The organism is Comamonas sp. DB36 (assembly GCF_057914905.1).
In genome coordinates this window covers 3,386,607-3,409,142 of sequence record NZ_CP196631.1, presented here as the reverse complement: position 1 = coordinate 3,409,142, position 22,536 = coordinate 3,386,607, and the positions used below count along the sequence as shown (strand labels likewise).

General features: G+C 65.3%; 21 protein-coding genes. 10 read left to right on the top strand and 11 right to left on the bottom strand.

What is annotated here, in order from left to right; genetic code table 11:
• Nucleotides 1–21: 21 nt before the first annotated feature.
• Nucleotides 22–867 carry a symmetrical bis(5'-nucleosyl)-tetraphosphatase gene (locus ACSVDO_RS15980; protein ID WP_489593340.1) on the bottom strand — a complete coding sequence of 282 codons (846 nt, stop codon included), beginning with the start codon at nucleotides 865–867 and terminating at the stop codon, nucleotides 22–24.
• A gap of 24 nt (nucleotides 868–891) precedes the next feature.
• Here ACSVDO_RS15980 and ACSVDO_RS15975 point away from each other — a divergent pair, with 24 nt between their 5' ends.
• The 3 genes from ACSVDO_RS15975 to ACSVDO_RS15965 all read left to right on the top strand — a co-directional run bounded on the left by ACSVDO_RS15975 (nucleotide 892) and on the right by ACSVDO_RS15965 (nucleotide 4,131).
• On the top strand, nucleotides 892–2,190 hold the full coding sequence (locus ACSVDO_RS15975; RefSeq protein ID WP_489593339.1) for a hemolysin family protein: 1,299 nt from the start codon (nucleotides 892–894) through the stop codon (nucleotides 2,188–2,190).
• 124 nt (nucleotides 2,191–2,314) lie between these two features.
• Entirely contained in the window at nucleotides 2,315–2,605 is a 291-nt protein-coding gene (locus ACSVDO_RS15970; RefSeq protein WP_332535576.1) for an H-NS histone family protein, read from the top strand.
• Nucleotides 2,606–2,928: 323 nt separating this feature from the next.
• Nucleotides 2,929–4,131 (top strand): FAD-dependent monooxygenase, encoded by a 1,203-nt coding sequence (locus ACSVDO_RS15965; RefSeq protein WP_489593337.1) that lies wholly within the window; start codon nucleotides 2,929–2,931, stop codon nucleotides 4,129–4,131.
• Here ACSVDO_RS15965 and ACSVDO_RS15960 read toward each other — a convergent pair.
• Nucleotides 4,111–5,391 (bottom strand): MFS transporter, encoded by a 1,281-nt coding sequence (locus tag ACSVDO_RS15960; RefSeq protein ID WP_489593335.1) that lies wholly within the window; start codon nucleotides 5,389–5,391, stop codon nucleotides 4,111–4,113. The genes ACSVDO_RS15965 and ACSVDO_RS15960 overlap by 21 nt on opposite strands.
• A gap of 98 nt (nucleotides 5,392–5,489) precedes the next feature.
• The gene (kynA, locus tag ACSVDO_RS15955) at nucleotides 5,490–6,347 is read right to left on the bottom strand and encodes a tryptophan 2,3-dioxygenase (protein ID WP_489593333.1); all 858 of its coding nucleotides are present in this window, start codon (nucleotides 6,345–6,347) and stop codon (nucleotides 5,490–5,492) included.
• Between the two features lie 98 nt (nucleotides 6,348–6,445).
• On the opposite strand from kynA, the gene ACSVDO_RS15950 reads away from it, so the two are divergent.
• Complete coding sequence (locus tag ACSVDO_RS15950; protein ID WP_489593331.1) at nucleotides 6,446–7,357, top strand: DNA-3-methyladenine glycosylase family protein; 912 nt, start codon at nucleotides 6,446–6,448, stop codon at nucleotides 7,355–7,357.
• 140 nt (nucleotides 7,358–7,497) lie between these two features.
• On the opposite strand, the gene kynU is transcribed toward ACSVDO_RS15950, so the two are convergent.
• The 5 genes from kynU to ACSVDO_RS15925 all read right to left on the bottom strand — a co-directional run bounded on the left by kynU (nucleotide 7,498) and on the right by ACSVDO_RS15925 (nucleotide 13,138).
• Complete coding sequence (gene kynU, locus ACSVDO_RS15945) at nucleotides 7,498–8,808, bottom strand: kynureninase (RefSeq protein ID WP_489593329.1); 1,311 nt, start codon at nucleotides 8,806–8,808, stop codon at nucleotides 7,498–7,500.
• Nucleotides 8,809–8,824: 16 nt separating this feature from the next.
• A complete protein-coding gene (gene kynB / locus ACSVDO_RS15940) occupies nucleotides 8,825–9,466 on the bottom strand; it encodes an arylformamidase (protein ID WP_332535587.1) in 642 nt (213 codons plus the stop codon).
• 40 nt (nucleotides 9,467–9,506) lie between these two features.
• Entirely contained in the window at nucleotides 9,507–10,871 is a 1,365-nt protein-coding gene (locus tag ACSVDO_RS15935; protein ID WP_332535588.1) for an amino acid permease, read from the bottom strand.
• 126 nt (nucleotides 10,872–10,997) lie between these two features.
• On the bottom strand, nucleotides 10,998–11,921 hold the full coding sequence (argF, locus tag ACSVDO_RS15930; RefSeq protein WP_332535590.1) for an ornithine carbamoyltransferase: 924 nt from the start codon (nucleotides 11,919–11,921) through the stop codon (nucleotides 10,998–11,000).
• A 20-nt stretch (nucleotides 11,922–11,941) separates the two neighbouring features.
• On the bottom strand, nucleotides 11,942–13,138 hold the full coding sequence (locus ACSVDO_RS15925) for an aspartate aminotransferase family protein (protein ID WP_489593326.1): 1,197 nt from the start codon (nucleotides 13,136–13,138) through the stop codon (nucleotides 11,942–11,944).
• A 240-nt stretch (nucleotides 13,139–13,378) separates the two neighbouring features.
• Between ACSVDO_RS15925 and ACSVDO_RS15920 the strand changes: the two genes are divergently transcribed.
• The gene (locus ACSVDO_RS15920) at nucleotides 13,379–13,699 is read left to right on the top strand and encodes a DUF3579 domain-containing protein (protein ID WP_332535594.1); all 321 of its coding nucleotides are present in this window, start codon (nucleotides 13,379–13,381) and stop codon (nucleotides 13,697–13,699) included.
• Between the two features lie 332 nt (nucleotides 13,700–14,031).
• Here ACSVDO_RS15920 and rpsT read toward each other — a convergent pair whose 3' ends face one another.
• Complete coding sequence (rpsT, locus tag ACSVDO_RS15915; RefSeq protein WP_159917413.1) at nucleotides 14,032–14,331, bottom strand: 30S ribosomal protein S20; 300 nt, start codon at nucleotides 14,329–14,331, stop codon at nucleotides 14,032–14,034.
• Nucleotides 14,332–14,446: 115 nt separating this feature from the next.
• On the opposite strand from rpsT, the gene murJ reads away from it, so the two are divergent.
• Complete coding sequence (gene murJ / locus ACSVDO_RS15910) at nucleotides 14,447–16,012, top strand: murein biosynthesis integral membrane protein MurJ (RefSeq protein WP_332549698.1); 1,566 nt, start codon at nucleotides 14,447–14,449, stop codon at nucleotides 16,010–16,012.
• Nucleotides 16,013–16,122: 110 nt separating this feature from the next.
• Nucleotides 16,123–16,962 carry a SirB1 family protein gene (locus ACSVDO_RS15905; protein ID WP_489593323.1) on the top strand — a complete coding sequence of 280 codons (840 nt, stop codon included), beginning with the start codon at nucleotides 16,123–16,125 and terminating at the stop codon, nucleotides 16,960–16,962.
• Between the two features lie 20 nt (nucleotides 16,963–16,982).
• Here ACSVDO_RS15905 and ACSVDO_RS15900 read toward each other — a convergent pair whose 3' ends face one another.
• Together ACSVDO_RS15900 and purM are read right to left on the bottom strand one after the other, a co-directional pair.
• Nucleotides 16,983–18,041 (bottom strand): AI-2E family transporter, encoded by a 1,059-nt coding sequence (locus tag ACSVDO_RS15900; RefSeq protein WP_489593321.1) that lies wholly within the window; start codon nucleotides 18,039–18,041, stop codon nucleotides 16,983–16,985.
• 26 nt (nucleotides 18,042–18,067) lie between these two features.
• The gene (purM, locus tag ACSVDO_RS15895; protein WP_332535601.1) at nucleotides 18,068–19,120 is read right to left on the bottom strand and encodes a phosphoribosylformylglycinamidine cyclo-ligase; all 1,053 of its coding nucleotides are present in this window, start codon (nucleotides 19,118–19,120) and stop codon (nucleotides 18,068–18,070) included.
• A 318-nt stretch (nucleotides 19,121–19,438) separates the two neighbouring features.
• Here purM and hda point away from each other — a divergent pair, with 318 nt between their 5' ends.
• Genes hda through pcnB form a run of 3 tightly spaced genes read left to right on the top strand, consistent with a single transcriptional unit; the run spans nucleotide 19,439 to nucleotide 22,532 of the window.
• Entirely contained in the window at nucleotides 19,439–20,137 is a 699-nt protein-coding gene (gene hda, locus ACSVDO_RS15890) for a DnaA regulatory inactivator Hda (protein ID WP_332535602.1), read from the top strand.
• Between the two features lie 35 nt (nucleotides 20,138–20,172).
• Nucleotides 20,173–20,877 (top strand): histidinol-phosphatase, encoded by a 705-nt coding sequence (locus tag ACSVDO_RS15885; RefSeq protein WP_489593319.1) that lies wholly within the window; start codon nucleotides 20,173–20,175, stop codon nucleotides 20,875–20,877.
• Entirely contained in the window at nucleotides 20,874–22,532 is a 1,659-nt protein-coding gene (gene pcnB, locus ACSVDO_RS15880; RefSeq protein ID WP_489593317.1) for a polynucleotide adenylyltransferase PcnB, read from the top strand. The genes ACSVDO_RS15885 and pcnB overlap by 4 nt, the downstream gene beginning before the upstream one ends.
• The last annotated feature ends 4 nt before the right edge of the window (nucleotides 22,533–22,536 follow it).

Sequence of the window (22,536 nt, the reverse complement as noted above, 5' to 3'; positions counted from 1 at the left end):
GGCCCGGTTTTTTTATGCCCGTTACTTGGGTGCCTGGGCCTGTGCGCAATGCACCTGCAGCAGCTCACGTTCGGCCAGCGAGTCGCCAAAGCGCATGGCGCTCAGGCAGCCGCCCCAGACGCAGCCGGTGTCCAGGCCTATCAGATCATGGCGTGCGACCAGCCCCTGCTGCGACCAGTGGCCGAAAGCGATCGCGGTGTCCGCGCTGCGGCGCGCGGGCGCGTCGAACCATGGCACCAGGCCGGGCGGGGCGTCGCTGGCGCTTTCGGTGCTGTCGAAGTCCATCACGCCCGCGGGCGTGCAAAAGCGCAGCCGCGTGAGCGCGTTGACGATCACGCGCAGGCGGTCGGCGCCCTGCAGGTCGTCGCTCCAGGCCGCGGGCGCATTGCCATACATCTTTGCCAGGAAATCCACCAGCGCGTCGCCGCGCAGCACGGCCTCGACCTCGCCGGCCAGCGCCAGGGTCTGATCCACATCCCAGGAGGGCAGCACGCCCGCATGCACCATCAGCAGCCGCTCGCCGCGCGCCGTGGTGTGCAGCCGCGCCAGCGGCTGCTGGCGCAGCCAGTCGAGCAGATCGGCGCGGTCCGGCGCCTGCAGTATGGGCTGCAGCGTGTCGCGCTTGCCCGGGCCGCGCAGGCCATGGGCGGTGGTGAGCAGATGCAGGTCATGGTTGCCCAGCAGCGGGCGCACGGCGTCGCCCAGTGCAATGCAGCGGCGCAGAACCTGCAGCGATGACGGGCCGCGGTTGACCAGATCGCCCAGCAGATACAAGGTATCGCGGCTGGGTGAGAAATCGATGACATCGAGCAGTCGACCAAGGGCTTCATCGCATCCCTGGATATCGCCGATACAGTACATTGACATGATGTTCTTTCTACTTATTGATTCATGGATTTTCTGCTGATTGCACTCTTGACCCTGCTCAATGGTGTGTTTGCCATGTCGGAATTGGCATTGGCGTCGAGCCGCAAGTCCCGTCTTGCGGGCATGGCCGAAGACGGCGACAAGGGGGCCGAGGCCGCTTTGGTATTGCTGGAAAATCCAACCCAGTTCCTGTCTTCGGTGCAGGTGGGCATCACTTCCATCGGCATGCTCAACGGCATCATCGGCGAGGCCGCATTCAGCGACGGCCTGGCCCAATGGCTGCGCAATGCAGGTGTTCCCGAAAGCGCTTCGGGCGTCTCGGCCACGGCCATTGTCGTCGCCGTCATCACTTTCATCACCATCGTCTTTGGCGAACTGGTTCCCAAGCGCATTGGCCAGTTGTACCCTGAAACCGTGGCACGGCTGATTGCGCGTCCCATGACCTGGGTGGCTTCGGCTGCCAAGCCTTTCGTGCGCCTGCTGTCGGCATCGACCCAGGCAGTGCTCACGCTGCTGCGCGTCAATGACTCCGCCAGCCGGGCAGTCACGGAAGAGGAGATCGTCGCCAGCCTTGAGGAAGGCCGCAATGCGGGCGTGATCGAATTCCATGAGCACCAGATGGTGCAGAACGTGTTCCGTCTCGACGACCGTTCGCTGACTTCATTGATGGTGCCGCGCTCCGACGTGCAGTGGCTCGATGCCGATCTTTCGGTGTTCGAAGGCTTGCGCTTGTCGGCCGACGGCCAGGAAAAAGGCGGCCACTCGTGGTATCCGGTATGCCGTGGTTCGCTCGACGACGTGGTGGGCGTCATCAGCGTGGCCCGCATGCTGGCGCTGGGCGCGGCGGCCGAAGGCAAGCTGGGCGAGCATGCCTTGCCTGCGGCATTCCTGCCTGAAACGCTCAGCGGCATGGAATTGCTCGACCAGTTGCGCGCGCGCTCCGGCCGCATGGTTTTCGTGGTCGATGAATACGGCGTGGTGCAAGGCATCATGACGCCGCGCGATTTACTCGAAGCCATTACTGGCGAACTCAAGCCCGGCGCGCATACTGATGCATGGGCCACGCCACGCGAAGATGGGTCCTGGCTGCTGGATGGATTGATGCCGGTCTCGGAACTCAAGGCGCGGCTCGATATCCGCGACCTGCCTGAAGAGGATCGCGGCCGGTATAACACCATTGCGGGCCTTTTGATGGCTGAAACGGGTCGATTGCCTGCAGTTGGTGAAAGAATTGCCTGTGCGGGATGGATCTTTGAAATTGTGGACCTGGATGGAAAACGGATTGATAAGGTGCTTGCAGAGAAACCAGTGCAGAGCGCTTGAGCCGTGGAATTAAAATAGAGCGATGTAAATGTTGTGGTAATTACGTATAGTTTTTATGCTGGCGTGGTTTTATATTTTTCTATAATATCCAGTCACTTTTTCACCTATCCATAAGATACGAACCATGAATTCATACAAAGAATTGCTCAAGCAAAAAGAAGCCTTGGAACAGCAGATTCATGAGGCCCGCAGCCGCGAATTGTCGGATGCTGTCGCTCGTGTGCGTTCCCTGGTTGCCGAGTATGAAATGACGCCTGAAGATGTGTTTCCTCCTGCACGCGCAGCACGCAGCGCCGGCACTGGCGCCAAGGTCGCTCCCAAGTACCGCGACCCCAATACCGGTCAGACCTGGACCGGTCGTGGCAAGGCTCCCAAGTGGATCCAGAACGAAGAGCGTGAAAAGTTCGCAATTTAATTGCGCTTCGCTTTCAAGAAAAGGCCTGCAATGCAGGCCTTTTTTGTTGTCCAATTTTTGCGCTCAATATGGACGTGCAAGATTGCAGGAATGCAATCAGATCATGGGACATTTGTCGGCTACCAAACTTTTTAACGGGTGTGTTCGATATTATTGAACTCGCAATGCACCAAAATGGTTCGTTTGAAGTTTGCTGCCGAAATAGTTACAAATGACCTCTCGTCCTGCAGATTAGTGCTGTTTGAAAACGATTTCCAGCAACTGCACAGATAAACCGTATGCGGATGATTTCGACGCGGCGCGGAACGCGGCACAATGGGCGTATGAAAAAGCAGGTGTTGATTGCAGGGGGGGGAATCGGCGGACTCGCTGCAGGTATAGGGGCCGCGAGGGCGGGCTGCGATGTGCGGCTGTTTGAACGCGCGCAGAAATTCAGCGAAGTCGGCGCGGGTATACAGCTGGGACCAAACGTGGTGCGGCGGTTGCAGGCCTGGGGCTTGCAAAAGGACCTGCAATCGGTGGTCGCGTTGCCCGAAGCCCTGCAGGTGCGCAGCGCGGTGACCGGTGAGGCGCTGGCGCGCATGCCTTTGGGGCAAGCCGTGGTCGAGCGTTATGGCGCGGCCTATGTGACCATTCATCGCGCCGATCTGCACGCGCTGCTGCTCGGCGGACTGCGCGACTATGCCGAAGTGCATCTGAATCTGGCCCAGACCATTGCGCACTATCGCGAGGCCGATGGCGTGGTGACGGTTCGCACCGAGGCCAACAAGCTGATCGAAGGCGATGCGCTGATCTGCGCCGATGGCGTGCACAGTCGCCTGCGCATGCAGATGCTGGGCGATGAACCGCCGCGCTCCACGGGTCATCTCGCCTACAGGGCGATGGTGCGCCAGGCCGAAATGCCCCAGCGTTTGCGCACTTCCCAGGTGACGGCCTGGCTGGGCCCGCGGCTGCACGTGATCCAGTATCCGGTGCGCCGTGGCGAATTGCAGAATCTGGTGATCATTGTCCAGGGGCCCGCGCCCCAGGACATGGAGCGCTGGGACCATGCGGCCAACGCCCAGGATCTGGAAACCGTGCTTGCCGGCGCCTGCAGTGCGTTGCAGGACCTGGTGCGCAGCGTGCCGCGCATGGGCTGGCGGCTGTGGCCGCTGGCCGACCGCCCGCCGCTGCGCTCGCCTGCGGAAATGGCCCAGGGCGTGGTTGCCTTGCTGGGCGATGCCAGCCACCCCATGCGGCCATATCTCGCGCAGGGCGCGGGCATGGCGATAGAAGACGCGGCCGAGCTGCAGCGCGCGCTGTCGATGCATGATCTCGATGTGCCCTTGCGGCTGCGCCGCTACGCGCTCAACCGCTGGCAGCGCAACGCGCGCGTGCAGGCGCGCTCGCAGCGCAACGGCCGCATCTTCCACGCGACCGGCCCGGTGCGCTGGGGGCGCGATGCCGCGTTGAAGCTGCTGGGCGCGCGCGTGATGGACCTGCCCTGGCTCTACCGCGGCGACGGGTCAAGCGCCAGTTCGCTGTAGACGGTCTGAAACCGGCAGCATCTGGAACGCCGCCGCGCCCAGGCACAGCATGAGCGCAATGCCCAGCATCACGGCGGCAAACGGATCGAAGCCGTAGCGCGTGGCCCAGGAGGCCATCAGGCCCGTGAGCCACTGCATCAGGGCGGCGCCGAGGAACATGGCCATGGTGAGCAGCGCCATGGCCCGGCCCGTGGCTTCGGGCGGGTAGGACGAGCGCACATGTGCGTATTGCAGCACCGATCCGCCCGAAACAATGACGATCACGATGATCAGCGCCACATTGAGCCAGCCGGTGTGCAGCAGGCCCAGCGCCGCGTACAGCAGCGCGATGAGAGAAGTCGTGGTGACCAGCAGGCGGCGCCGGCGCAGCGGGCCCGGGTCCATGCGGCCGAACATTCCGGGGCTGACCAGCGAGATCAGCGATACGACCAAGGCCAGGTGGCCGCTGGCGACCAGCGACCAGCCCTGGCGCTCCATCAGCAGCGGCCCCAGCCAGAGGCCGCGCAGCGTCAGGAAGGATGCATAGGTCACCAAGGCCATGGCCAGAATGCCCCAGCTGTAGGGCTGGGTCAGCAGCAGGCCGAATTCGCGCGTCGCCGCGAGCCAGCTCTGGCGCGGTGCGGCGCTGGCGCTTTGCGCGGGCTCATGCACTTTCCAGGCGATCAGCAGCCAGGACAGCACGGACAGCAGTCCCAGCGTCGCGAACCCGCTGCGCCAGCCGTAGTGTTCGACCAGCCAGGCCAGAGGCGAGCCCGTGAACAGCATGCCTATGCCGCCCAGCCCCAGGCTCATGCCCGAGACCGCGGCGAACTGCGAGGCCGCGAAATGCCTTGCGATGAACACCGTACAGGCGAGAAAGGCCGGCGCGCAACCCAGACCGATCAGCGCCTGGCCCGCAAGCAGCCAGCCGTAGTTGGGCGACCAGGCCGACAGGCCCGCGCCCAGAATGCTCAGCGGCGCGGCAACCAGCACCGTGCGGCGCAGGCCATAGAGGTCTATGCCCACTCCCATGAACAGCTGCACCGCGCCAAAGGTCAGCGCGAACAGGCTTGCGAACAGGCCCAGCGCCGAAGGCGAAAGGCCGAAGTCGGTCTGCAGCGCCACGGCGATGATCGCCGTGACCGTGCGATAGGCCTGGCTCAGCGCAAAGCCGCTGATCAGCGCCAGCAGCATGGCCCAGGCAGCGCGCGAGGACAGGCAGGCATCGGCGTCAGGCGCGCCAGCGGCAGGGGGCAGGGGCGATGTCTGGGGCGGATTCACGGCGCAATTTTCCTCATGGCCTAGCCTAGCCTGCGCCGGGGCCGCCGCCTGTCGCCCGAGGCGCTGGCGGTCCTAGGAAAAACCCAGGGGCGGGGTCGTCAAAGCGCGGTGCGCAGCGTCCAGATTTCAGGGAACAGCACCACGTCGAGCATCTTGCGCAGATAGCTCACGCCGCCCGTGCCGCCCGTGCCGCGCTTGAAGCCGATCACGCGCTCGACCGTGGTCACATGGCGGAAGCGCCAGAGACGGAATGCGTCCTCGAGGTCGGTGAGTTCCTCGCCGAGCTGGTACAGGTCCCAGTGGGTCGTGGGGTCGCGGTAGACCGTGAGCCAGGCCTGCTCCACACCATCGTCGGCGCAGTAGGGCAGGGTCCAGTCGCGTTCGAGATGGCTGGCCGGCACGGCGATGCCGCGGCGCGCGAGCAGGCGCAGGGCTTCGTCGTAAAGCGAGGGCGCGCGGTAGGCGGCCTCGACTTCGGCCAGCAGTTCGGGCCGGTGGGCATGCGGCTTGAGCATGGCCGCGTTCTTGTTGCCCAGCGAGAATTCTATGCAGCGGTACTGGTAGCTCTGAAAACCGCTGGACTGCGCAAGATATGGGCGGATCGCGCTGTATTCGGGCGGTGTCATCGTCGCCAGCACGTCCCAGGCATGGACCAGTTGCTCCATGATGCGCGAGACGCGCGCAAGCATCTTGAACGCCTTGGGCAGCTCGTCGCCGGCCACATGGGCGATCGCCGCATGCAGTTCGTGCAGCATCAGTTTCATCCACAGCTCGCTGGTCTGGTGCTGGATGATGAACAGCAGCTCGTTGTGATCGGGCGACAGCGGCTTTTGCGCCGTGAGGATCTGGTCGAGTTGCAGATAGTCGCCATAGCTCATGCTCTGGCTGAAGTCGAGCTGGGCGCGCTCCTGCTGCACGATGGCTTCGGGGGCGAGGGGTGGGGTGGTTGCGGTCATGGAAGCGGGACAATAAACAGTCGATCACATCATAGGCCGGGCGCGCCGCAGGCGGCGCCCTGGCTTTCCCGCCCGGCATCTTTTTCTGGAAGTTACGCATGGTCCACAGTCCCGAGACGCCAGCGGCATGGCAGTTGCCGTTGCCGCTGAATTTCCGCGCCGACAGCATCCTCGCTTTCCATGCGCGCGACCGCGAGGCGCTGGCCGAGCAGGTCGGGGCCGCTACGTTGCGCAAAGGCATCTGGTGGCGCGGCCAGCCGGTGTGCCTGCAAATCGATTTCGCGCCGGGCCAGGCGCAGGTGCAGTGGCAGACGGCTGCGGGCGGCCAGGACCAGGCCCGGCACGAGGCGCTGCCCCTGGTGCGGCGCATGCTGGGGCTGACGCAGGACATCGAGGCGTTCGAGGCGCAGTTTTCCGCGCATCCTTTGCTGGGGCCGGTGCTGCGCGAGCAGTCAGGGCTGCGTGTGCCGGTCGCGGGAACGCCGTTCGAGGCCCTGGCCTGGGCCATCATGGGCCAGCAGATCAGCGTCGCGGCAGCGGTGTCGCTGCGCCGGCGGCTCATCCTCGCGGCCGATCTGCGGCATCGCAGCGGACTGTATTGCCACCCGCATGCCGATCAGGTGCTGGCGCTGGGCCTGGAGCGCCTGCGCGCCGCGGGCCTGTCGCAGTCCAAGGCGCAAAGTCTGCTGGCGGTGGCCGAAGGCGTGCAATCGGGGGCCTTGCCGCTCGACGACTGGGCTGCCGCGCCGCAACTGCCGGCCGCGCAGATCGCCCAGGCCCTGCTCGCGATCAAGGGCATAGGCCCGTGGACGGTCAGCTATACGCTGCTGCGCGGTTTTGGCTGGCTCGACGGCTCGCTGCACGGCGATGTGGTCGTGCGCCACGGCATTGCGCGGCTGTTGCAGACCGAGGTGGACCAGCCGCGCGCCCAGGCCTGGCTCGCACTGTTCGCGCCCTGGCGCGCGCTAGTGGGCGCGCATCTGTGGGCGATGCAGGCGGTGAATGCCTAGGCGAAGGCCCCCTCGGGGGGCAGCGAGCCACACGCAGTGGGCGAGCGTGGGGGCTTGCTGAGTCGGTGCCGGGCCGCCCCAAGCCGGCGAAGGCCCCCTCGGGGGGCAGCGAGCCACACGCAGTGGGCGAGCGTGGGGGCTTAAGTCACTGCATTGCGCTGGTGGAAATGCGCTTCGCGCCATTCGCCGCTTTCCAGCACCTGGCGCAGCTGTTCGACCGCGTTCCATACGTCCTCGAAACCGACATACAGCGGCGTGAAGCCAAAGCGCAGTATGTCCTTGTGCACGCCCACGCCGCCGTCGCCCTGGCGGAAGTCGCCGATCACGCCGCGCGCGATCAGCGCCTGGACAATGGCATAGGCGCCGCTGCCCAGTCCATTCACTCCCAGGCCTTCGGCGCGCGCCAGGCATACCTGCGAGCCGCGCTTTTCATGCGCGCGCGGCGTCGCCAGCTCCAGCCCATGGCCCGCGCAGCGCGATTCGACAAGGGCGATGAACAGGTCGGTCAGCGCCAGCGACTTGGCGCGCAATGCTTGCATGCCGCCCAGCGCTTCGCTGGCGCTGTACACGTCGAGCCCGCATTGCAGCGCCGACAGGCTGATGATGGGCTGGGTGCCGCACAGGTAGCGGCGAATGCCTTCGGCCGGAGTGTAGTGGGGCGTGAACTGGAACGGCGCCGTGTGGCCGAACCAGCCCGCGAGCGGCTGGGCGCTGCGGTTGACGACGCGCGGATGGGCCCAGACAAAGGCCGGCGCGCCCGGTCCGCCGTTGAGGTACTTGTAGCCGCAGCCCACGGCGAAGTCGGCGTCGGCCGCGTGCAGGTCTATCGGCACCGCGCCCGCGCTGTGGCACAGATCCCAGACGCACAGGATGCGATGCGCATGGGCCGCGGCGGTGATGGCCGCCATGTCGTGCATCGCGCCCGTGCGGTAGTTCACATGGGTCAGCAGCAGGATGGCCGCGTCGTCGTCGAGCGCGTGCAGGATTTCCTCGGGCTCGAGCTGCACCAACTGCAGCCCGTGCTGCTCGCAGATCGATTCGGCAATGTAGAGATCGGTGGGGAAGTTGCTGCGCTCGGTCAGCAGCTTCTTGCGCGCCGGGCCGTCCTCGGCCGCGATGCGCGCCGCGGCGGTGAGCACCTTGAACAGGTTGATCGAGGTGGTGTCGGTGAACACCACTTCATCGGCGCGCGCGCCCAGCCAGGGCGCGAACTGGTTGCCCAGGCGCATGGGCAGATCGACCCAGCCAGCCTTGTTCCAGGAGGTGATCAGGTCCTGCGCCCATTCCTGCTGCACGACCTGGGCCACGCGCGCCGCTGCGGCCCTGGGAGCCACGCCCAGCGAATTGCCGTCGAGGTAGATCTGGCCCGCGGGCAGCGTGAAGTGATCGCGCAGCGCGCGCAGCGGGTCCTGGGCGTCGCGTTCGCGGCAGTCTTGCAAGGTGATTGTCATGGGTTGCTTGTCTCCATCAGTGGTTTGCAGGCAGCGCGCGCAGCACCGCGCGCACGGGCGAGGCGTCGGCCTGCGTGAGTTTGAGCGGCAGCGCGATCAGTTCGTAGTCGCCTTCGGGAACGGCGTCGAGCACCAGGTTCTCGAGCACGCGCAGGCCGCGCCGGCGTATCACCTGGTGGCTGTCCAGCGTCTTGCTGCTGGCCGGATCGATGCTCGCGGTATCGATGCCGATCAGCCGCACGCCCAGATCGGCCAGGCGCTCGACGGTCTCGGGCGCATAGGCGGCGAGATCGCCGTCCCAGCCCGTGGGTGCCTGCGCGTAGGTGCGCACCAGCACGCGCGCCGGCAAATCGGGCGTGATCGCATGTTCGATATGCTGCCACAGCAGCAGCGGGCCGGGCGCGATCGCATGGATCACGCGGCAGGGTCCCAGAAAGGTATCGAGATCGACCGCGCCTATGGCCGCGCCGTCGGCGGCGTAATGCAGCGGCGCATCGGCATGCGCGCCGACATGCGGCGACAGCGTGATGGCGCTGACATTGACCGGGCATTGCGGCGAGATCGTCGCGCACCATTGCTGGCTGTAGGGCGTGTCGCCCGGGAACACCGGGCTGGCGTCGTGGATAGGAGGGGAGATGTCCCAGAGTTGCTGTGGCATGGTCACTCCACTGTAAACCGCGTGCAGGCCGCGCGCGCGCTCAGCGGCGCCGGAACCACAGCGCGTAGACCAGCAGCAGCACGCCCAGGAAAGGCACGCCGGTCAGCAGCGTCAGGTGGAATTCCTCGGTGAAGTAGGTCGTGACCAGCACGCCCAGCATCAGCGCCGCGCCCAGCAGCGTCAGCAGCGGAAAGCCCCACATGCGAAACGCCAGCGGCCGGCTGCCTTCGGCCTTCCAGCGCGCGCGGAAGAACAGGTGGGTGACGAACACCATGAACCAGGTGAACATCGCGCCGAACATGGCGATCGACATCATCCAGACGAGCGACTTGTCGGGCTGCCAGACATTGAGCACCATCGCCACGGCAATGCCCGCACAGGACACCGCGATGGCGCGCGTGGGCACGCCGCGCGCGTTGAGATGGCCCAGCGCCGCAGGCGCATAGCCGCCGCGCGACAGGCTGAACATCATGCGCGAAGTCACATACAGCTGGCTGTTCATCGCCGACAGCGCGGCGACCAGCACCACGAAGTTCAGCACATGGGCGGCGCCGGGAATGCCTATGATTTCCATCACCTGCACGAAAGGGCTCCGGTCGGTGCCGGCCGCATGCCAGGGCACGATGGCCAGCATCAAGGCCAGCGTCAGCAGATAGAACAGCACCAGACGCAGCACCGTGGTGCGAAACGCGCTGGTGATGGCTTTTTGCGGATCCTGGGCCTCGCCCGCGGCCACCGCGATGGCCTCCAGGCTCAGATAGCTGAAGATCGCGACGATCACGCCGACCCAGGTGCCCCACAGCCCGTTGGGAAAGAAGCCGCCCCGGGCGGTGTAATGGTGAAAGCCGATGTCGGGGCGCTGGGCGCCGAACACCACATAGGCGCCGATCAGGATGAAGGCCACGATGGCGACGATCTTGATCATCGAGAAAACGTACTCGACCTGACCGAAGGCCTTGACGCTGGAGCCGTTGACCGCGACCAGCGCCGCGGAGAACACCGCGACCCAGAGCCAGCGCGGCGAGTCGGGAAACCAGTAGCCCATGTACAGGCCCACGGCCGTGACTTCCATGCCCACGGCCAGCACCACGGCGGCCCAGTAGGCGTAGCGCACGAGAAAGCCGGCCCAGGGCGCGATGTAGTGTTCGGCATAGGCGCCAAATGAGCCCGAGGTCGGGTGGGCAACGGTCATTTCGGCCAGGCAGCCCATGAGCAGCAGCGCGATCAGCGCGCCTATCGCATAGCTCAGCAGCACGCTGGGACCGGCAAAGCCGATGGCAAACGCGCTGCCCATGAACAGGCCCGTGCCGATCGCGCCGCCAATCGCGATCATCACGATCTGCGCGCCGCTCAGGTGCTGCTGCAGGCCGGTTTCGCGTTGCTGTATTTCTTCAAAGGAGGCCATGGCCGGAAACTTTCTGAGGGGCTGCGGGAAAAAATGCGTGCCCTGAAACGCACTTCGACGGGCCCGGTGCGAACGGTCTTATCCGTTCGCACCGGGCCCGTCGAAGGATGAAAGGCCGACTGCGAATCAGCCTATCTGTTTGCCAAGCAGCAAGTACTCCATCAACGCCTTCTGCACATGCATGCGGTTCTCGGCTTCTTCCCAGACCACGGATTGCGGGCCGTCGATGATTTCGGCCTCGACTTCCTCGCCGCGGTGCGCGGGCAGGCAGTGCATGAACAGCGCATCGGGGCGCGCCGCGGCCATCATTTCGGCGTCCACGCACCAGTCGGCAAAAGCCTTCTTGCGCGCTTCGTTCTCGGCTTCGTAGCCCATGCTGGTCCAGACGTCGGTCGTGACCAGATCGGCGCCCGCGCAGGCTTCGAGCGGGTCCTTGAACACCGCGTAGCTGCCGGGGTTCGCGGCCTTGCCGTTGAACGCCAGTTGCTCGTCGACTTCATAGCCGCCGGGCGTGCTCAGATGCACCTTGAAGCCCAGCAGGTCGGCCGCCTGCAGCCAGGTGTTGGCCATGTTGTTGCCGTCGCCGACCCAGGCCACGGTCCTGCCCTGGATCGAGCCGCGGTGCTCGATGAAGGTGAAGATGTCGGCGAGGATCTGGCAGGGATGGAACTCGTTGGTCAGGCCGTTGATCACCGGAACCCGCGAGAACTCGGCAAAGCGCGCGATGCGCTCCTGGCCGAAGGTGCGGATCATGACCAGATCGGTCATGCGGCTGATGACGCGCGCGCTGTCCTCGATGGGCTCGGAGCGGCCCAGCTGGCTGTCGCCCGAGGTCAGGTGCACGACCGAGCCGCCGAGCTGGTACATGCCGGCCTCGAAGCTCACGCGGGTGCGCGTGCTGGCCTTCTCGAAGATCATGGCCAGCGTGCGGTCGCCCAGCGTATGGTGCTTTTCGTAGTTCTTGAATTTCTTCTTGATCAGCGCGGCACGTTCGAACAGATAAGCGTATTCCTCGGCGGTGAAATCACTGAATTGGAGGTAATGCTTCATACGTCTTCATTCCTTGCAGTTTAGGCAGCCAGCACAGCTTGCACCAAAGGCAGCAGTTTGGCCACGATTTCGTCGGCTTCGGCCTCGGTCAGGATCAGCGGCGGCACGAGACGGATCACGGTGTCGGCCGTGACGCTCAGCAGCAGGCCGGCGGCGGCGGCCTGGCCTATCAGCTGGCCGCAGGGCTTGGACAGCTCGACGCCTATCATCAGGCCCTGGCCGCGGATGTCGACCACGCCTTCGAGCGCGCCCAGCTGGGTGCGCAGCGCGGCGCGCAGGTACTCACCCACGCTCGCGGCATGCGCGAGCAGGCCGTCTTCTTCCATGATGCGAATGGTCTCTATGCCGGCGCACATCGCCAGCGGGTTGCCGCCGAACGTGGAGCCATGGTTGCCCGGCTGCAGCACGGTCGCGGCCTTGCCATGGGCGACGACGGCGCCGATCGGCACGCCCGAGCCCAGGCCCTTGGCCAGCGTCATCACGTCGGGCACGATGCCGGCCCACTGATGGGCGAACCACTTGCCGGTGCGGCCCATGCCGGCCTGGACTTCGTCCAGGATCAGCAGCCAGCCGCGCGCATCGCACAGCGCACGCACCTGCTTGAGGTACTCGACGCGCATCGGGTGCAGGCCGCCTTCGCCCTGGATGGGCTCCATCAGCACGGCCGTGATGTTGGCATTGCCTTCGGTCGCTGCGAGCAGGCCTTCGTAGTCGTTGGGCGCGACGCGGATGAAGCCGTCAAGCAGCGGGCCGAAGCCTTCGCGCACCTTGGGGTTGCCGGTGGCGGTCATGGTGGCGATGGAGCGGCCGTGGAACGCATGGTCATAGACCACGATTTCGGGCCGGGCAATGCCCTGGTCGACGCCGAACTTGCGCGCGATCTTGATCGCGGCTTCGTTGGCTTCGAGTCCGGTGTTGCAGAAGAACACGTTGGTCATGGCCGAGCGCTCGACCAGCAGCTTGGCCAGCGTTTCCTGGCCGGGCACATGGTAGTAGTTGGACGTGTGGATCAGCTTGGTGAGCTGCTGCTGCAGCGCGGGCACCAGACGCGGGTGGTTGTGGCCCAGCGTGTTCACGGCAATACCGCCGAGCGCATCGAGGTATTCCTTGCCGTTCACGTCCCAGACGCGGCAGCCTTGGCCTCGTTCCAGAGCGATCGGGACGCGGCCATAGGTGTTCATCACGTGGGGCGAGGCAGCCTCAATGAAAGCGGTCATTGCAAAAATCTCCCAAGAATGCAGGGGTGGCATGGACATTGCGTCCGTGTCCAGGTTGAGCGAACTACAATTTTAGATGGGCCAGGCAGGATGAAAATTGAGGATTACGCATTACAGCGGTGCAATGGACCCATGGACTACTCGGTTGCTTAGCTTAACTCTTGTATAAGAGTTAGAATCTCCCATTGACCTGCCGGCGGTGATCCCGCTAGGGTCACATCACTTTCTACAGCGATATCGATGGTCTCCCCCAACTCACAAGAACTGTTCATCCAGGGCCTGACCCGGGATGGGAAAACCTTCAGGCCCAGCGACTGGGCAGAGCGCCTGGCCGGCGTCATGAGCCAGTTCCGCCCCGGGGGGGCCTATTCAGGCAGCCATCTGAGCTATTCGCCCTGGTGCATTCCCACCACACTCAACGGCACCAAGTGCGTGGTGCTGCACGCCGACCTGCGCGAGCACGAGCCCATGGCCTGGGATTTCGTGATCAACTTCGCCAAAGACAACAACCTGCAGATCGCCGAAGCCTGCCTGCTGCCGGACGCGCCGCCCAAGGCCTAGTCGCGCGTTGTTTGGCATCCCGACCAGGCCGGCTTCATGCCGGCTTTTTTGTGGGTGCAGTGTCAGGTGGGAATCACGCCCTGAAACGCCCTTCGACAAGCTCAGGGCGAACGGTGTTTGTGTGTTTGGGCAAGGAACTCGTTATCCGTTCGTGGTGAGCTTGCCTACGCGGCCCGGTCGAACCTTGAACGTCCACCCTCAAGCAATAGGCGCTATCCATACTCCACCCCCAACGAAAAAACCGCCCTAAGGCGGTCTTTGCGTTCGCTAACAGCGCACCCGTTACAAACGGCAGATGGCTTGCGCCATCCGTGCGATTGCCTAAATGTGGATTAGGCGGCCAGTGCCAGGGCCTTGACCTTGGCGGACAGACGGCTCTTATCGCGAGCAGCCTTGTTCTTGTGGAAGATACCCTTGTCGGCAATGGTATCCAGCACGGATTGTGCCTTGGCAAACAGTTCGGATGCCTTGGTCTTGTCGCCAGCCAGAACAGCCTTTTCGACGTTCTTGACAGCGGTGCGGTACTTGGAGCGCAGCGAAGTGTTCGCGGCGTTCAGTACAACGTTTTGACGAGCGCGCTTGCGGCCGGAGGCCAGGCGGGGGTTCTTTTTCTTGGGTTTAGCAGATGCCATGATTCAAATTCCTTGTGTCTGAGGATGATGTCAGCGAAGCCGGCGATTGTATCACTTGTTGCTGGCTTGAGTGAATATGCGCGCCTAAAGCCCGTGCAGCGCATACACTGCGCGGGTGTCACTGCTCAAAGCCGCCTCCACTGTCTCGCTGCTCACGCTCGCTTCCCGGGTCACCGGGCTGCTGCGCGACCTGCTCATGGCCTCCATGTTCGGCGCCAACGCGCTGACCGACGCGTTCAACGTCGCCTTCCGCATTCCCAACCTGTTCCGGCGCCTGTTTGCCGAAGGGGCTTTCAGCCAGGCCTTTGTGCCGGTGCTGGCCGCGACCAAGGCCAGGGACGGCGACGAGGCGACGCGCATGCTGATCGGCAATGTCGCCACCGTGCTGACCTGGGCGCTGTTGCTGACCTGCGTGCTGGGCGTGATCGGCGCGCCGCTGCTGGTATGGCTGCTGGCCAGCGGCTTGCAGCAGAACGCCGCGAGCTACGACGCCGCCGTGCTGATGACGCGCTGGATGTTCCCCTATATCGGCTTCATGTCGCTGGTCGCGCTGTCGGCCGGCGTGCTCAACACCTGGAAGCGTTTCGTCGTGCCCGCGGCCACGCCGGTGCTGCTCAACGTGAGCATGATTGGCGCGGCGCTGATCGCGGCGCCGCGCTTTGCCGCGCATGGCATAGAGCCCATCTACGCGATGGCTGCGGGCGTGATGCTCGGCGGCGTGCTGCAGCTCGCGGTGCAACTGCCCGCGCTGCGCCGCCTGGGCCTGCTGCCGCGCATAGGCCTGCGCTGGAGCACGGTGCGCACTGCCTGGCAGGACGCTGGCGTGCGCCGCATCCTGTCGCTGATGGCACCGGCCCTGCTGGGCGTGGGCGTGGCGCAGATCTCGCTGATGATCAACACGCAGATCGCGTCCTACCTCGCGCCGGGCAGCGTGTCCTGGCTGTTCTATGCCGACCGGCTGATGGAGTTTCCCACGGCGCTGCTGGGCGTGGCGCTGGGCGTGGTGCTGACCCCGCAGCTGGCCGCCGCCAAGGCCGCAGCCGACGCCGAGCGTTATTCGGCCATGCTCGACTGGGGTCTGCGCCTGGTGGTCGTGCTGTCCGTGCCCTGCGCCGTGGCCTTGCTGGTGTTCGCCGAGCCGCTGGTCGCCACGCTGTTCCACCGCGGCGCGCTGACCGACCGCGATGTCGGCAAGATCGCGCTGGCATTGGCCGGCTATGGTGCCGGTCTCGTGGGGCTGGTCGCAATCAAGGTGCTCGCGCCCGCGTATTACGCGAGCCAGGACATACGCACGCCGGTGAAGATCGCCGTGGTGGTGCTGGTCATCACCCAGCTGCTCAATCTCGCCTTCGTGCCCTGGCTGGCGCATACCGGGCTCGCGCTGTCCATCGGTATCGCGGCGCTGGTCAATGCGGCCTGGCTGCTGGTGGTGCTGCTGCGCCGCGGCACCTATGTCCCGCGGCCGGGTTGGGGTAAGCTGGTGCTGCAGGTGCTCGCGGCCAGCGTGCTGCTGGCCGTGCTGCTCGCCTGGAGCGGGCAGGCGCTGGACTGGATAGCGCTCAAGGAGCATCAGTTGCTGCGTATGGGCTGGCTGGCGCTGATCATGGCGGCGGCGGCGCTGCTGTATTTCGGCGCGCTGTGGGCCGCAGGTCTGAAGCTGCGGCAGTTGCTGCATAGATAAGAGATGTATCGGTTTTTGGTTATAAGGTAGGCAGGCCGTGGCCGCTGGCGAAGAAAGTGTCGGCGGCCTTCCCTCTTGCGCTCGTCGGCGCCTGGTCGTACAAGGACAGCATGTCACTGCGTTTTGATGCGCCTTCTTCCCTGCAATACTTTGCCACCCTGGTGCAAAGCGACGAGCATTTGCCGCTGATGGAGGCTGCCGTCTGCATTGCGCAAGACGAATTCCCCGAACTCGATATCCAGGCCGTGCTGGCGGATATCGACCAGATGCAGGTGCGGCTCGCGCGCCATCTGGTGGGCGCGCATACGCCGCTGCAGCGGCTCAAGGTGCTCAACCATTTCTTCTTTGGCGAAATGGGTTTTGGCGGCAACGTCAACAACTACTACGCGCCCGAGAACAGCTACATCCCCGTGGTGCTGGCGACGCGCCGCGGCATTCCCGTGAGCCTGGCGCTGGTCTGGCTGGAGCTGGCCCAGGCGACGGGGCTGCAGGCCGCGGGCATTGCGTTCCCCGGTCATTTCCTGCTCAAGGTGGGGCTGCCCGAAGGGCAGGTGGTCATGGACCCGCTCACCGGTACCTCGTTTTCGGCGCAGGAACTCGCCCAGCGCCTCGAACCCTTCGGACTGGGCCGCGGGCGGCGCGAAGACACCATTCCGCTGGGCCTGCATCTGCAGGCCGCGACGGCGCGCGACATTCTCGAGCGCCTGCTGCGCAATCTCAAGGAAATCTACTTTGCCCAGAGCCAGTGGGCGCTGCTCACGGCCACGCTCGATCGCCTGATCGTGCTGCTGCCCGACGACTGGGCCGAATACCGTGACCGTGGGGCGGTACTGGCCGAGCAGGGCCGCACGCGCGAAGCCGTGGCGGATTGGGAGACTTATCTATTGCATGCCGGCGACCGGCCCGATGCGGGCCTGATCGCCAATCGCCTGTCGGCGCTCAAGGGCTGAGCCGCGCAGTTTGTTTCTGGCTAGACCAGCTTGCGCGCCTCGAGCTCTTTCTTGAGATACGCGTAGAACAGCGGCGCGGCCACCAGGCCCGCGGGGCCGAACACCGATTCGGCGACAAACATCACCGACAGCAGCTCCCACACGCCCATGTGCGTGCGCCGGCCCACGACCTTGGCGTTGATCACGTACTCGGCCTTGTGGATCAGGATCAGAAAGCCCAGGCAGGCCGCGGCGGCCACGGGCGACACCGACAGCCCGACCAGCGTGATGACGGCATTGCACAGCAGGTTGCCGACGATGGGAATCAGGCCGGCGACAAAGGTCAGCGTGATCAGCGCGGGCGTATAGGGCAGCGTCAGATCCCAGTAGGGCAGGATCAGCAGCAGGAAGAAAGCCGTGAGCAGCGTGTTGAACGCGGCGATCCAGAACTGCGCAGCGACGATCTGGCCGAAAGCTTCGCCGAACAGCGTGATGCGCCGGTACAGCGCGTCGACCAGCGGCGGGCGTTGGAAGGGGATATGGCGCACGGCAGCGAGCGCGCCGATCAGCAGGCCCACATAGGCGTGCAGCAGGCCCGACAGCCAGGCCCGTCCGGCAATCGCCAGCACGCCGGCCTTGGCGCCCAGGTAGGAGGCGATCATGGTCTGGATTTCGCGCGCGCCATCAGGCAGCTGGCTCGCGATGTCGGCGGGCAGCTTGTGGCGCAGCTCGAGCACGGTGCGTGCCAGGTAGTCGAGCAGCTCTTTGTATTGTTGCGGGGCTTCGACGATGTAGCCGCGCGTATGGGGCAGGGCCGTGGTCAGCAGCGCCAGCGGCGCGAGCATGACCACCGCGGCGGCAATCACCTGCGCCCAGTGGGGCAGATAGCCCGGAATCCGGCGGCGCTGCAGCCGCGAAAGAAGCCGTGCCAGCGCGCGCGTGAGCATGAAGCCCACGCAGACGCTCAGCAGGCCGGGCAGTAGCCCTTGCCACATGACCAGCAGCAAGGTGCCGGCCATCAGCAGATAGCTGGCGTTTACCACGCTGCGCGAAGGTGTCTGGAGGAAATCTTCTCGGGGAACTGGAAGGTAATCGGACATCTGGGCGCGTTGTGGTACTGGCTGGGTCAGCGCACTTCGACGGGCTGGCCGTCACCGCGCGCGGCGATACGTCCAATGGTATAGACAGTTTCGCCCAGGCCTTGCAAGGCCGTGGCGATGGTTTGCGCCTGTTCGGCGGGCACCACCACCACCATGCCGATGCCGTTGTTGAACGTGCGGTTCATTTCCACGGCGTCGATGCCGGCCGTGGCCTGCAGCCAGGCGAACAGCTCGGTCTGCGGCCAGCTGCCGGCATCCAGGTGTGCAGCCAGGCCGTCGGGCAGCACGCGCGGAATGTTTTCCAGCAGGCCGCCGCCGGTGATGTGGGCCAGGGCCTTGATCGGGTGCTCGGCGAGCACGGCCAGCACGTTCTTCACATACAGGCGCGTGGGTTCCATGATGGCTTGCTTGAAAGGCTTGCCGTCGAGGGTCGCGGGCACCGTGCCGTTGGCTTCGGCGCGCTCGATGCACTTGCGCACCAGGCTGAAACCGTTGGAGTGCACGCCGGCCGAAGCCAGGCCCAGCACCACGTCGCCGGCCTGCACGTTCTGGCCGGTGAGAATCTTGGACTTCTCGACGGCGCCGACGGCAAAGCCCGCGAGGTCGTATTCGCCTTCGGGGTACATGCCCGGCATTTCAGCGGTTTCGCCGCCGATCAGCGCGCAGCCCGACAGCTCGCAGCCGCGCGCAATGCCGCCGACCACGGCCGCAGCGGTGTCGACGTCGAGCTTGCCGCAGGCAAAGTAGTCGAGGAAGAACAGCGGCTCGGCGCCTTGCACCAGCACGTCGTTGACGCTCATCGCGACCAGGTCGATGCCGACGGTGTCGTGCATGTTCCACTCGAATGCCAGGCGCAGCTTGGTGCCCACGCCGTCGGTGCCCGAAACCAGCACGGGTTCCTTGTAGCGCTTGGGCACTTCGAACAGTGCGCCGAAACCGCCGATGCCGGCCATCACGCCTTCGCGCATGGTTTTCTTGGCCAGCGGCTTGATGCGCTCGACCAGAGCATCTCCGGCAACAATGTCGACGCCAGCGTCTTTATAGGAAATAGGAGTGGATGGAGTGGCAGAAGAGCTCATGGGATGGTCAGTGCAGGTGTGCCCGGCAGGGGCGGAACTCGAGGATTTTACGGCCCCGGCCCGCTTCCCGGGGTCCATGTGGCTGCTTTCAAGGGCTTTTCCCCGGGTCTGTGCAGGCAAGCTGTGTGCTTTGCGCGCGCGCGCAGACTAAAATCAGCGTGGCGCAGCCGTGGTTGCGCCTTTCGAGCCCTGTCGCATCAACCTGTGTCAGGGGCTTTTTGCTCTGTCCTTTGTAATGTTGCCGAACTTCCTATTGCCAGCCTGTCGCGCACGGCTCCCCCTGGGCTCAGGTGGGAGGGCGTGGTCCGTATGCCGTCCATGAAGCAAATGGCGCTGGATATCGGTCTGGCAACGAGTCCCTCGCTGTCGCGCTTCTTCGCGGGTCCGAACATCGCAGTGTTGCAACATCTGCGACTTTGGGTCGGCGAAGGCCGCAGCCAGATGCCGCGTTCGCCCGTGCCTACCTATCTTTGGGGGGAATCGGGCTCGGGCAAGACCCATTTGCTCAAGTCGGTGCGTGAAGCGCTGCGCGATCAAGGGGCCATTGTCGGCTGGATGGATGCGTCCATAGGCTATCCTCCGGAGTTCGACGAACGCTGGTCGGCCGTGCTGATGGATGATGTGCACCTGTACACACCCATGCAGCAGGCGCGGGCTTTCAACTGGTTCGTGAATGCGACCAGCCCGGCCACAGGCATTCCCCGCTGGGTGCTTGCGTCCGGAGAGCTGCCTCCCGCCGACCTCAAGCTGCGCGAGGATTTGCGCAGCCGCCTGGGCTGGGGCCATGTGTTCCAGCTGCGGCTGCTCGACGAACCCGCGCGCCGCGCGGTGCTGCGCCAGGAGGCCGATGCCCGCGGCGTGTTTCTCGGCGACGACGTGATGGACTACATGCTCAAGCGCTTCTCGCGCGATCTGGGCAGCCTCATGCAGTTGCTCGACATGCTCGATGGCTTTGCCTTGCGCAACAAGCGGGCGATCACCATCCCATTGCTCAAGACCATGCTGGAGACCGAGTAGCCCGTCAGCTGCCAGGCCTCTTTTTCTGGAACTCCATGCCAACATCCTCTGCGCCCAACGTCCGCCCGCGGCTCGCGCTGTTCGATCTCGACCATACCTTGCTGCCCCTGGACTCGGACTACGAGTGGGGCGTGTTCACGACCCGCATCGGCTGGACGGACCCGGAGGAATTCGGGCGCCGCAACGATGCGTTCTTCGCCGACTACCAGTCGGGAACGCTCAATGTGCATGACTACGTGCGCTTTGCGACCGAAGCCGTGCGCGCGCGCGGCGCCGAGGCCGCGGATGCGGCCCACGCGCAGTTCATGCGCGAAGTCATCACGCCGGCCATCCGCCCGGCCGCACGCGCGCTGCTGCAGGCGCACCGTGAGGCCGGCGACGAGATCGTGATCGTCACCGCCACCAACGAGTTCATCACCCGCCCGATCGCCCAGGCGCTGGGTGTCGATGAACTGCTGGCGGTGCAGCTGGCGCGCGATGCGTCGGGCTGGATCACGGGCGAGATCGATGGTCATCCGACCATGCGCGAAGGCAAGGTGCTGCGCATGCAGCAGTGGCTGGAGCAGCGCGGGCTTGACTGGAGCGGGGTGGAGAGCACGTTCTACAGCGATTCGATGAACGACGTGCCCTTGCTCGAAAAAGTGGACCATCCGGTCGCGACCAATCCTGACGCGCGCCTGCGCGCCCTGGCCCAGCAGCGCGGTTGGCGCATACTGGACCTGTTTACTGAACACCCATGATCAAAACCTTCATCGATAAACTGCTGGGCAAGCCCAGCGCCGCCGCGCGCGCGCACAAGCTGCGTTTTGGCAAGCGCGAGGAAGTGCCGGCTTCGGTGCATGGCATCAACCCCGAACTCGTGGACCGCCGCGCGATCGACGTGGTCGAGACGCTGCAGGACGCGGGCTTCGAAGCCTATATCGTCGGCGGCGCGGTGCGCGATCTGCTGCTGGGCCTGCGGCCCAAGGATTTCGACGTCGCCACCAACGCCACGCCCGAACAGGTCAAGAGCCTGTTCCGCCGCGCGTTCATCATCGGCAAGCGCTTCCGTATCGTGCACGTGGTCTACGGCCGCGGACGCGAGAACGAAGTGATCGAAGTCTCGACTTTCCGCGCGTTTCTCGACAACAGCCTGGCCGAAAGCGTGACCGGCAACGAGCGCACCAGCAAGGCCGCGCTCGCGGGCATGAAGCATGCCGTGGATGCGAGCGGCCGTGTGCTGCGCGACAACGTCTGGGGTCCGCAGGATCAGGACGCGACGCGGCGCGATTTCACGATCAACGCCATGTACTACGATCCGGCGACGCAGATCGTGGTCGACTACCACAAGGGCATACAGGACGCGAAGAAGCGCGTGCTGCGCATGATCGGCGACGCGGCCACGCGCTACCGCGAAGACCCGGTGCGCATCATCCGCGCAGTGCGTTTCGCGGCCAAGCTGCACCATGTCGGCTTCAAGCTCGAGCCCAAGACCGCCGCGCCGCTGATCGCGAGCCAGCACCTGCTGGCCGAAGTGCCGCAGAGCCGTCTGTTCGACGAAATGCTCAAGCTGCTGCAGACCGGCCATGCGCTGGCGTCGATCTCGCGCCTGCGCGAGCTGGGCCTGGACCGCGGCATCTATCCGCTGCTTGACGTGGTTGTCGAGCGCGCCGATCACCCGTTCGTCACGGCTGCATTGACCGACACCGACCGCCGCGTGGGCGAAGGCAAGCCGGTCGCGCCCAGCTTCCTGCTGGCCTGCGTGCTGTGGCAGGACGTCAAGCTCGGCTGGGAGCAGCGCCTGCAGCAGCGCCAGCATTCGTTCCCGGCACTGCAGGACGCGATCGACGACGTGTTCAACCAGCGCATTGGCGATGTGTCCGGTCGCGGCAAGCTTGCCGCCGACATGCGCGAAATCTGGATCATGCAGCCGCGCTTCGAAAAGCGCTCGGGCGTCACGCCGCTGGGTCTGGTCGAGCAGGCGCGCTTTCGCGCCGGTTTCGATTTCCTGCGGCTGCGCGCCGATGTGGGCGAAGTCGACGAGTCGCTGGCGAGCTGGTGGCAGGAATTCCAGCAGGCCGATGACGACCGCCGCGACGACCTGATTGCCCAGGCGCGCGAAGAACAGCGCCAGCGCCCCAAGGCCGCGGCGCCAGCGCCCGCACCGGCGCCCGCCGCGGGCAAGTCCGCAGCGCCGCGCCGCGCGCCCAAGGCTGCGGCAGCCGCGGCTGCCGAAGCAGCTGCGCCCGCAGCCGAAGCCGAGTTCGCCGAAACCGAAGACGGCGCCGCGCCCAAGAAGCGCCGCCGTCGCCGCCGCAAGCCCACCGAAGGTGCTGACGGTGGTGAAACCGGTGGCGCAGTCGCGACCGACAAGGGCGCGGCGCGCGATACCACCGACGACGCCTCTCCTTATTGAGGTC